General features: G+C 36.6%; 12 protein-coding genes and 2 pseudogenes. 8 read left to right on the top strand and 6 right to left on the bottom strand.

All coding sequences use genetic code 11. The features are described from left to right. Both IQ226_RS13895 and IQ226_RS13890 read left to right on the top strand, forming a co-directional pair. Window positions 1-91, top strand: a pseudogene (locus tag IQ226_RS13895) (IS5/IS1182 family transposase); the annotation flags it as partial. Further along, on the top strand, window positions 82-927 hold the full coding sequence (locus tag IQ226_RS13890; RefSeq protein WP_370567144.1) for an LptF/LptG family permease: 846 nt from the start codon (window positions 82-84) through the stop codon (window positions 925-927). The pseudogene IQ226_RS13895 and the gene IQ226_RS13890, both read left to right, overlap by 10 nt. A gap of 105 nt (window positions 928-1,032) precedes the next feature. Here IQ226_RS13890 and IQ226_RS13885 read toward each other — a convergent pair whose 3' ends face one another. Both IQ226_RS13885 and tadA read right to left on the bottom strand, forming a co-directional pair. Then, complete coding sequence (locus IQ226_RS13885) at window positions 1,033-1,824, bottom strand: 1-acyl-sn-glycerol-3-phosphate acyltransferase (protein ID WP_193896237.1); 792 nt, start codon at window positions 1,822-1,824, stop codon at window positions 1,033-1,035. A gap of 112 nt (window positions 1,825-1,936) precedes the next feature. Continuing rightward, window positions 1,937-2,377 carry a tRNA adenosine(34) deaminase TadA gene (tadA, locus tag IQ226_RS13880; RefSeq protein WP_228039436.1) on the bottom strand — a complete coding sequence of 147 codons (441 nt, stop codon included), beginning with the start codon at window positions 2,375-2,377 and terminating at the stop codon, window positions 1,937-1,939. On the opposite strand from tadA, the gene IQ226_RS13875 reads away from it, so the two are divergent. Continuing rightward, complete coding sequence (locus IQ226_RS13875; RefSeq protein ID WP_193896247.1) at window positions 2,353-2,577, top strand: hypothetical protein; 225 nt, start codon at window positions 2,353-2,355, stop codon at window positions 2,575-2,577. The two genes, tadA and IQ226_RS13875, sit on opposite strands and share 25 nt — an antisense overlap. Here the strand turns inward: IQ226_RS13875 and grxC are convergent. Continuing rightward, window positions 2,551-2,871, bottom strand: coding sequence for a glutaredoxin 3 (gene grxC / locus IQ226_RS13870; RefSeq protein WP_193896233.1), 321 nt, complete (start codon window positions 2,869-2,871; stop codon window positions 2,551-2,553). The two genes, IQ226_RS13875 and grxC, sit on opposite strands and share 27 nt — an antisense overlap. A 164-nt stretch (window positions 2,872-3,035) precedes the next feature. Between grxC and IQ226_RS13865 the strand changes: the two genes are divergently transcribed. The 5 genes from IQ226_RS13865 (at window position 3,036) to IQ226_RS13845 (ending at window position 7,398) form a co-directional block, all read left to right on the top strand. After that, entirely contained in the window at window positions 3,036-4,142 is a 1,107-nt protein-coding gene (locus tag IQ226_RS13865) for an amino acid ABC transporter substrate-binding protein (protein ID WP_193896245.1), read from the top strand. Between the two features lie 45 nt (window positions 4,143-4,187). After that, window positions 4,188-5,114 carry an amino acid ABC transporter permease gene (locus IQ226_RS13860; protein WP_193896231.1) on the top strand — a complete coding sequence of 309 codons (927 nt, stop codon included), beginning with the start codon at window positions 4,188-4,190 and terminating at the stop codon, window positions 5,112-5,114. 61 nt (window positions 5,115-5,175) lie between these two features. Then, complete coding sequence (locus IQ226_RS13855) at window positions 5,176-5,442, top strand: hypothetical protein (RefSeq protein ID WP_228039435.1); 267 nt, start codon at window positions 5,176-5,178, stop codon at window positions 5,440-5,442. Next, complete coding sequence (locus tag IQ226_RS13850) at window positions 5,435-6,586, top strand: amino acid ABC transporter permease (protein ID WP_193896243.1); 1,152 nt, start codon at window positions 5,435-5,437, stop codon at window positions 6,584-6,586. The genes IQ226_RS13855 and IQ226_RS13850 overlap by 8 nt, the downstream gene beginning before the upstream one ends. 71 nt (window positions 6,587-6,657) lie before the next feature. Beyond that, complete coding sequence (locus IQ226_RS13845) at window positions 6,658-7,398, top strand: amino acid ABC transporter ATP-binding protein (RefSeq protein WP_193896227.1); 741 nt, start codon at window positions 6,658-6,660, stop codon at window positions 7,396-7,398. A gap of 96 nt (window positions 7,399-7,494) precedes the next feature. On the opposite strand, the gene IQ226_RS25170 is transcribed toward IQ226_RS13845, so the two are convergent. The 3 genes and pseudogenes from IQ226_RS25170 to IQ226_RS13835 all read right to left on the bottom strand — a co-directional run bounded on the left by IQ226_RS25170 (window position 7,495) and on the right by IQ226_RS13835 (window position 8,379). After that, window positions 7,495-7,623 (bottom strand): DUF29 domain-containing protein, encoded by a 129-nt coding sequence (locus IQ226_RS25170; protein WP_228039434.1) that lies wholly within the window; start codon window positions 7,621-7,623, stop codon window positions 7,495-7,497. A gap of 51 nt (window positions 7,624-7,674) precedes the next feature. Then, window positions 7,675-7,971 carry a type II toxin-antitoxin system HigA family antitoxin gene (locus IQ226_RS13840; RefSeq protein WP_039202436.1) on the bottom strand — a complete coding sequence of 99 codons (297 nt, stop codon included), beginning with the start codon at window positions 7,969-7,971 and terminating at the stop codon, window positions 7,675-7,677. Between the two features lie 106 nt (window positions 7,972-8,077). Then, window positions 8,078-8,379: pseudogene (locus IQ226_RS13835) on the bottom strand (type II toxin-antitoxin system HigB family toxin). Window positions 8,380-8,442: the final 63 nt, after the last annotated feature.

The following is an 8,442-nucleotide window of genomic DNA, read 5'->3' as shown; positions in this document are numbered from 1 at the left end:
ATTAGTCAGAGACTACGAGTTACTACCTGAAACCTCTGAGACTTTTATCTATCTAGCTATGATCCGTATCATGATCAGGCGATTGGCATAAATTTTGACTCCTCAAAACTTTTCAAACATCCTCTTATTCTTTCATTAATCCTATTTATTGTTAATGAGAGTATTGTCCCTATCTCTAACTATAAAGCTGCTATTACCTTAGAGGAAGTGATGAATATAAATAGATGGGATCTTAAAAGTCATCACATTGTTTATAAAGAATTAGCCAACAGAAATTATGAACAAATATCTGATAAAGATAATTATCTTAAATACTTCTTTTACTCAGAGAGATTTAGTGATGGAAAAATGCAAGAAGTTACCTTATTAATTAGAGATAATCGGGGTTTGAAGGTAATTATAAAATCTAAATTTGCTGAATGGAATGAAGGAAACAAATATTGGTTTTTTTATAATGGTGTCAAGAGTATAATTAATCCAGATGGTTCTTATGGTCAGGGAATTAAGTTTGATGAAATTCGCCTTAATCTTTCTAGTATATCTCGGCAATTTCAACTAGATAGGGAAAAATTAGATCATAGAGAAATGAATATATTTCAAATTTATCAACGATTGTTAGTTGCAAAAAAAGCAGGAGATATCCCGAATCTAATCAAATTACAAGTTAATCTTCAAAAAAGATTTACCCTACCTATTTCCTGCGCTGTATTGGCTTTCTTGGGTACAGCTATAGGAATTAATTTGCAACCAAGGATTAAATATAATAGTTTTACAGTTACTTTAGTAATTCTGGGGTTAATGAAAATATTTGAGGCGGTTATTAATGCTTTAATTATTTCAGGAAATATCTACAGTTATGTAATATGGCTACCAAATATTTTGGCTACAGGTTTTAGCTTTTACATATTAACTGAAAAAAATTCCTGAAATCGGATTATATTTGTTAAATACCTGTAAGTAATGGGAACTAGGGGAGGAATTTTCCTGATTGTAACTTATGAATGGGCGCAAGCCCTGCGCCCCTACCTGATTTTAATTATGAATTTTTGCAAAAATGCGATCGCTAATTTCTACTTCTTGATGACTTAATTGTTTTAATTTATGGGTTAAATCTGCTGTCAGCCTTTTGGCTTCTAGTTTTAAATTTCCATTCATATAATCTGCGGCTTTGATAGGTTCACCAATATGAACATTCACATCAGCACCCCAATTAGGATAGGGTTCACTGTAGTGGATACCGACAGGGATAACCTTAATATCTAATCCTGGATAGGTAGATTCAGCATTCACAGCTAAACGAGCGATTCCCGGCTTGAGGGGATGAAGTTGACCATCACGATGAATGCCACCTTCGGGATAAATAACTAACATTTCCCCCTGCTGCATTAACTCTACCGTATGCCGGAGAGTTGCGATCGCCGGACGTTCAATATTCACAGGAAAACCACCCATTCGCAGCACAAACCAACCTTGCAACCCTTGACATTCATTACTCGTTACCATAAATCGCATATCTCTACCCGTCACACAACGACCAGTAGCGTAGGGCAAAACCAGGGAATCCCAACGGGAACGATGGGTAGGTGCAAGAATCACCGGTCCACTTTTAGGAACATTTTCTCTTCCCGTCACCTGAATACGCCCAAAGAAAGATGGCAAAACCATGTAGTGTCCCAGAAGATAAGCAACACGGATTAACCAAGGCGAAACCCGCGAGGTATTCTGAAGCACCGAAGGTCGCCGAGGGGAGTCGAGGTGAGGATTTACAGGCGTATTTCTAGTTTGAGAATGGCGGTTAGTAGAAGCAAAGTATGATTTGATCATGACGGTGGCTGATTTTTTGGCGAATAAAAGATGACACAAACTTGATTATGTCCACCGTATATTTTCTTGGGTAACTTGTGTTTTCCCATTTGGACAGTTTTATCTGTGTCTGTTATTTTCTTTGACGTTGGGTAGCAAACCAATTTTGTAATTGTTCTCGACAGTCTGATTCTAGAATACCCCCCACCACTTTCACTCGGTGATTAGAGGCTGGGTGATCAGGGATGTTAATAACAGTACGAATAGCACCAGTTTTGGTATCGTCCACACCATAGACCAATTTTCCTAATCGCGCATGAACTATCGCACCGGCACACATCGGACAGGGTTCCAGAGTGACATATAAAGTACATTGATGCAAGCGCCAACTTTGTAAAACTTGACTAGCAGCCCGAATCGCCATAATTTCTGCGTGTGCAGTCGGATCTTGATCTCGCTCTTTGCGATTTTCACCCACAGCAACCAATTGATTATCTATGTCAACAATTACAGCCCCCACAGGAACTTCACCAGCATCACCCGCCACCCGTGCCAATTCTAGAGCGTGATTCATCCATTTTCGATATTGTAAATATTCTGGGTGTTCAAGCATTAGAGGAGTCAGGAGTCAGGAGTTCAGGAGTTCAGGAGAAGAAAGAAAGGAGTTCAGGAGAAGGAAGAAATGAGGAAATTACCAATTACCAATTACCCATTACCCATTACCAATTCCCAATTCCCAATTCCCAATTACCCATTACCCGCAACCTGAAATAACAGAGGGTCAAGTTGAGCTTTTGCATCTAATTGATACAGGTCATCACAACCACCAATATGTTGATTATTAATAAAAATTTGGGGGACGCTACGGCGACCGTCGGCGCGTTCTGCCATACTTGCTCTAGCTGTTTCGTCACCGTCAATTTTGTATTCGGTGAAATTAACACCTTTCCATGATAGTAGCATTTTAGCACGAATGCAGTAGGGGCAAGTTTGCCAAGTATAAATTTCAACATTTGCTTTGATTCGCTCTGGGTGGCGACCGAGGAGAGAGTTGAGAAAATTTAGCATATTCTTAATTAAGAGGTTTTTTGTTATTAAATCTCATCTACACAAATCCAGTTTAATAGCTGGAGCGCCGTTAGTGGTACTCCTAAGAAGATATATTTGCCACGAGTATCAATAAATGTTTCAATTGTATGGAAACATCCAAAGAAGATTCTTGGAAAAAAACAATGATGAAATTTAGTAAATTATCTGTGATTTTACAGGGAATAGGGATGCCTTTAGCGATCGCTCCTTTAATCTTAATTCTGAGCGCCTGTAATGATCAACCACAAAATAATCCCAATACACAAAATCCCGACAGCACCCCCCCAGGACAAGTTACTCGCGTGATCTGGAATCGCATTAAAAGCCGTGGACAGCTTGTTTGTGGCGTTAGCGGGGAACTACCAGGATTTAGTTTTGTCGGCACTGACGGCAAATATAGCGGCATTGACGTTGATATTTGTCGGGCGGTTGCAGCAGCAGTATTTGATAATCCAGATGCGGTAGAATATCGCAATCTCAACACCAAGGAGCGATTTACAGCTTTGCAAACTGGAGAGGTAGATATTCTCAGTCGCAATACTAGCTGGACTTTTAGCCGTGCAACTTCCCAGGGTTTAGATTTTGCCCCTGTGGTATTTTACGATGGTCAAGCTGTCATGGTGCGTAAAAATAGCAATATTAAATCTATCAAAGACCTGAAAGACAAAGCTATTTGTGTGCAAACTGGAACTACCACCGAACAAAATTTAGCAGACCAAATGCGGAAACGGGGAATTACTTATAAATCCGTTGTTTTTGAAGATGTGAATATCACCTTTGCTACCTATGCAGAAGGACGTTGTGATGCTGTAACCACAGACCGTTCTGCACTGGTTTCTCGACGCACAACCCTACCTAAACCAGACGATAATATCATTTTAGATGATGTTCTTTCCTCTGAACCTCTAGCGCCAGCAGTTGCTAAGGGTGACACTCAGTGGAGTGATATAGTCAAATGGACTGTTTATGCTTTAGTGAAAGCAGAAGAATTAGGAATTAATTCTCAAAATTTAGCAGGGTTTGCTAATAGTAAAGATCCCGATATTAAACGTTTTTTAGGAACAGAAGGAAACTTGGGTGAAGGAATTGGTTTAACAAAAGATTTTGCTGCCAAAATAATTAAGCACGTTGGTAACTATGGCGAAATTTATGATCGCAATTTGGGAGCAAAAACAAAACTAAATCTCCCCCGGGGACAAAATCAAATTTCCTCAAAAGGAGGATTACTCTATTCTCCACCTTTCCGCTAAGGAAGCATAAGAAAGTTATTACTATTAACAACTGACAACTAACTAATGACCAATTCCAAACCTCCTTTGTGGCGTGATTATCGCTTTTGGCAAAATGCTATCCAGCTAATTTTTGTATTTTTAGCAGTATTTGTATTTGTTATCTTCTGGGGGAATGTCAGCCGAAATTTACAGCAATTAGGCATTCAATTTGGATTTAATTTTCTCAAGCAACAAGCATCTTTTGATATTGGGGAAACTCTCATTAACTACAAACCAACGGATGCTTATAATTATGCTTTATTGGTAGGATTAGTTAATTCCTTAAGAATAGCAGTAATGGGAATTTTCCTCACCACAATTGTGGGAATTACTGCGGGAATTGCGCGATTATCAGATAATTGGCTAGTGAGGAAAATTAGTCTGGTTTATGTAGAGGTTTTTCGGAATACTCCATTATTATTGCAATTGCTATTTTGGTATTTTGCAGTTTTCTTGAGTTTTCCCAAAGCCGAAAATAAACTTTCCTTTTTGGGGTTTGCTAATTTTAGCCAAAATGGAATTCAATTTCCCTGGTTTACCTTGTCTCCAGAATTTTCTAGTTTATTATTGGGGTTAACTTTTTACACAGGTGCGTTTATTGCGGAAATTGTGCGGGGGGGGATTCAATCAGTCCCGACAGGACAACTAGAAGCAGCCAAATCTCTGGGGTTAAACCCAGGTTTAGCAATGCGATTGGTGATTTTTCCCCAAGCTTTGCGGGTGATTATTCCCCCATTAACCAGTCAATATCTCAATTTAACCAAAAATTCCAGTTTAGCGATCGCTATCGGTTATCCTGATATTTATTTCGTAGCTTCTACCACTTTTAACCAAACGGGGAAAGCTGTAGAAGTGATGCTGTTAATTATGATCACCTATCTAACTTTGAGTTTGATAATTTCTTTGACTATGAATTTATTTAATCGTTCTGTGCAAATTAAGGAAAGATAAATCGTTAAATTATGAGTCCTATTTGCTAAAATTGTAATCATCACAACACAAATCAATGACCATGTACTCCACCAACCCACACCAAGAACTCTTACAAGCGATCGCTAATCTTAGTGATCAACAAATCCCACTCGTCTTACAATTTATCTCATCATTGGAAACACCTGTTAACAATAATCCAACTTCAGCTAAAACAGTTTTAGAACGAATGGGTGGTTATCCCAAATTTTTACTAGAAGGATCAGGAGATTTGTCAGATAGAGATGTACGTAAAAAAGCGATCGCTGACAGAATTCAAGCAAGACATCAAACAAGAACTCATGAATAATTATTCCCTGACTTGGTTAAGAAAAAATCTCTTTAATAATTGGTACAATAGTTTACTCACTGTTGTTTGTTTTATATTTCTATTTTGGTTGGTTCAAGGATTTGCAATTTGGTTAACTACTAAAGCACAATGGCAAGTAATCCAAGTTAATTTACATTTATTTTTAGTAGGAAGATTTCCCCAAAGTTTATATTGGCGAATTTGGGTTGTTTTGGGAATATCTACAACTTTAACCGCAATTACTGGGGGTGCATTTACCAAGAAAGTAATATTCACAAAACGCAATTCGTTGATTGCTGCTGCTACTATTGGGATTTTATTATTAATTTTACCCATACCATTAATAAGCCGTTTATGGTTATTATTAATTACAGGTTTAATAGTTGCAGGTTTGATAATTGGTCAAAAATTTACTAAAATTATCACACCTTGGCTTTCGCTAACTTGGTTATTATCTTGTCCCCTAATTATCTGGTTAATTGGTGGTGGTTTAGGATTACAACCTGTATCTACAAACCTATGGAATGGTTTATTACTTACCCTATTAATGGCAATAATTAGTGTTGTTCTTTCCTTCCCCATAGGAGTTTTACTCGCATTAGGAAGAACCAGTAATTTACCCGTAGTCCGGTGGTTTTCTATTCTTTATATTGAAATCGTCAGAGGATTACCCTTAATTGGGATTCTATTTTTAGCCCAAGTCATGTTACCCTTATTTTTACCAGCAGATTTACGTTTAGATAGATTACTCAGAGGTATTGTGGGACTAATATTATTTAGTGCAGCATACATGGCTGAAAACGTGCGCGGGGGATTACAAGCAATTCCCAGAGGACAAATAGAAGCCGGAAAAGCACTAGGATTAAACACACCTTTATTACTCATATTAATCATATTACCCCAAGCATTACGCGCAGTTATTCCCGCAATTGTTGGTCAATTTATTGGTTTATTTAAAGATACTTCCCTTTTATCATTAGTAGGATTAGTAGAATTAACAGGAATGGCACGTTCTATCTTAGCACAACCACAATTTTTAGGAAGATATGCAGAAGTATATTTATTTATTGGTTTGATTTATTGGGTATTTTGTTATTCAATGTCCTTAGCTGCTAAAAACCTAGAGAAACAATTAACATCGTAGGTTGGGTTGACGCAAGGAAACCCAACATTCCTAAATATCTATTTAAATCTTAAACTACACAAAGGGAATATATGACAGAATCAAACCCCATAATTATTGCTGAAGATGTTCACAAATGGTATGGTAAATTTCATGCCCTCCAAGGTGTCAGTTTAACCGTAGAACGGGGAGAAGTTGTTGTTTTAATGGGACCATCCGGTTCAGGAAAATCAACCTTTATTAGAACATTTAACGCCTTAGAAGAATATCAACGAGGAATTATTAGCATTGACGGAATTATCCTCAGTCATGATTTAAGAAATATTGAAACAATTCGTCGAGAAGTGGGAATGGTATTTCAGCAATTTAATTTATTTCCCCATTTAACAGTTTTAGAAAATATCACCTTAGCACCAATATATGTCCGCAAAATATCCAAAGTTAAAGCGGAAGCATTAGCAATGCAATTATTAGAAAGAGTGGGAATTTTAGCACAAGCACAAAAATATCCTGGACAATTATCTGGTGGACAACAACAACGAGTAGCCATAGCGCGTGCATTAGCAATGCAACCGAAAATTATGTTATTTGATGAACCAACATCAGCTTTAGATCCAGAAATGGTGAGAGAAGTTTTAGACGTAATGCGAAATCTTGCTAATGACGGAATGACAATGGTAGTTGTTACCCATGAAGTCGGATTTGCGCGAGAAGTTGCTGATAGAGTTGTCTTAATGGATAGCGGTTTGTTAGTTGAATCTTCTACCCCCGACACCTTTTTTACTAATCCCAAAGAAGAAAGAACTAGGAAATTTTTATCCCAAATTCTCTAGGTTGATTTAATTCAGTCCAAAGATCCCCGACTTCTTAATTTAATCTTTTGTAAATAATAATAATTTATCAAAGAAGTCGGGGATCTAAATGCAGGTTTAACGATGTCCAAATATTGGGAAGATTTGATAATCTTCTTTATCTATTTCTGTCCAGCAATTTTCTAGTAATAATTTGGCTGTTTCTTCAAGCCAGATATTGAAGTCTATTTGATAAGTTATGGTCATAAATTTAATTTACCTCTGACTACAATTATTTGATGACATGATAATCAATAATCAGTGAGTCATTTCATTTAAAGCTATATTAATTATTTCTTCACTAACTCCATGATGTTTTAAATTTTCAATAAAAGTAGAAACTCCTTGATTACGACTTTCTAAATAATATAATATAGCTGCGATAGGAGATGGAGGATCAATAGGATAATTTTGTTGTTCATAGACTTCTACTAAAGTCGTTAAAATATCTAATTTTTCATATTCTGGTGTATTAGGTTCAGCATCAAAAATTTGTTCGATTTCTTTTAATGCTTGTTGATAATCTGATTCTGTTCTAATGGGTTTTAAGTTCATAATATCAAACCTCCTTAAACAATAAGCTGTTGTGCATTTAGTTTGTATAATTCTAGCGGGCAAGATGCCCGCACTACAAAGTTCAAGTAAATTATGGTTATCAAATTTAGCTGCGTAACAGCTTAGTAGCATCTATTTTGTCATATTCTTGATGAGTACCAATAAAGCGAATAAAAATAATGCCAATTTCATAACGAATATGGATAATTAACCGATAATTATTACCTTTAATATTAAAAACTACTCGATTATTGGCAATAATACTAGCATTAGCATAAACTCTTTAATATCTGATGGACTTTGCCAATTTGCACGGGAAGCATCATCAAACCATGCTTTTAAAGGCTGTTCTATATCAGGATGTTTTTGCCAATATTCTCTTAGGGTACTCCGAGCAATAATTCTCATTGTTATAGTTTTTATTAAAAGGATATTTTTTGAGCAGTTTCCCTCACTGCATCACTTTCTTTG

The sequence above is a fragment of the Dolichospermum sp. LEGE 00240 genome (genome assembly GCF_015207875.1).
In the GTDB taxonomy this organism is placed as follows: Bacteria; Cyanobacteriota; Cyanobacteriia; order Cyanobacteriales; family Nostocaceae; genus Dolichospermum; species Dolichospermum gracile.
The sequence above is the reverse complement of the archived record's forward strand: the minus strand, read 5'-3'. Positions and strand labels throughout refer to the sequence as shown.

Bases quoted from the DNA above. Each gene is read 5' to 3' on its own strand.
- IQ226_RS13855 (WP_228039435.1), top strand. From the start codon at position 5,176: ATGTACTCCACCAACCCACACCAAGAACTCTTACAAGCGATCGCTAAT.
- grxC (WP_193896233.1), bottom strand. From the start codon at position 2,871: ATGCTAAATTTTCTCAACTCTCTCCTCGGTCGCCACCCAGAGCGAATC.
- IQ226_RS13860 (WP_193896231.1), top strand. From the start codon at position 4,188: ATGACCAATTCCAAACCTCCTTTGTGGCGTGATTATCGCTTTTGGCAA.
- IQ226_RS13865 (WP_193896245.1), top strand. From the start codon at position 3,036: ATGATGAAATTTAGTAAATTATCTGTGATTTTACAGGGAATAGGGATG.
- IQ226_RS13840 (WP_039202436.1), bottom strand. From the start codon at position 7,971: ATGAACTTAAAACCCATTAGAACAGAATCAGATTATCAACAAGCATTA.
- IQ226_RS13885 (WP_193896237.1), bottom strand. From the start codon at position 1,824: ATGATCAAATCATACTTTGCTTCTACTAACCGCCATTCTCAAACTAGA.
- IQ226_RS13850 (WP_193896243.1), top strand. From the start codon at position 5,435: ATGAATAATTATTCCCTGACTTGGTTAAGAAAAAATCTCTTTAATAAT.
- IQ226_RS13845 (WP_193896227.1), top strand. From the start codon at position 6,658: ATGACAGAATCAAACCCCATAATTATTGCTGAAGATGTTCACAAATGG.
- tadA (WP_228039436.1), bottom strand. From the start codon at position 2,377: ATGAATCACGCTCTAGAATTGGCACGGGTGGCGGGTGATGCTGGTGAA.
- IQ226_RS25170 (WP_228039434.1), bottom strand. From the start codon at position 7,623: ATGACCATAACTTATCAAATAGACTTCAATATCTGGCTTGAAGAAACA.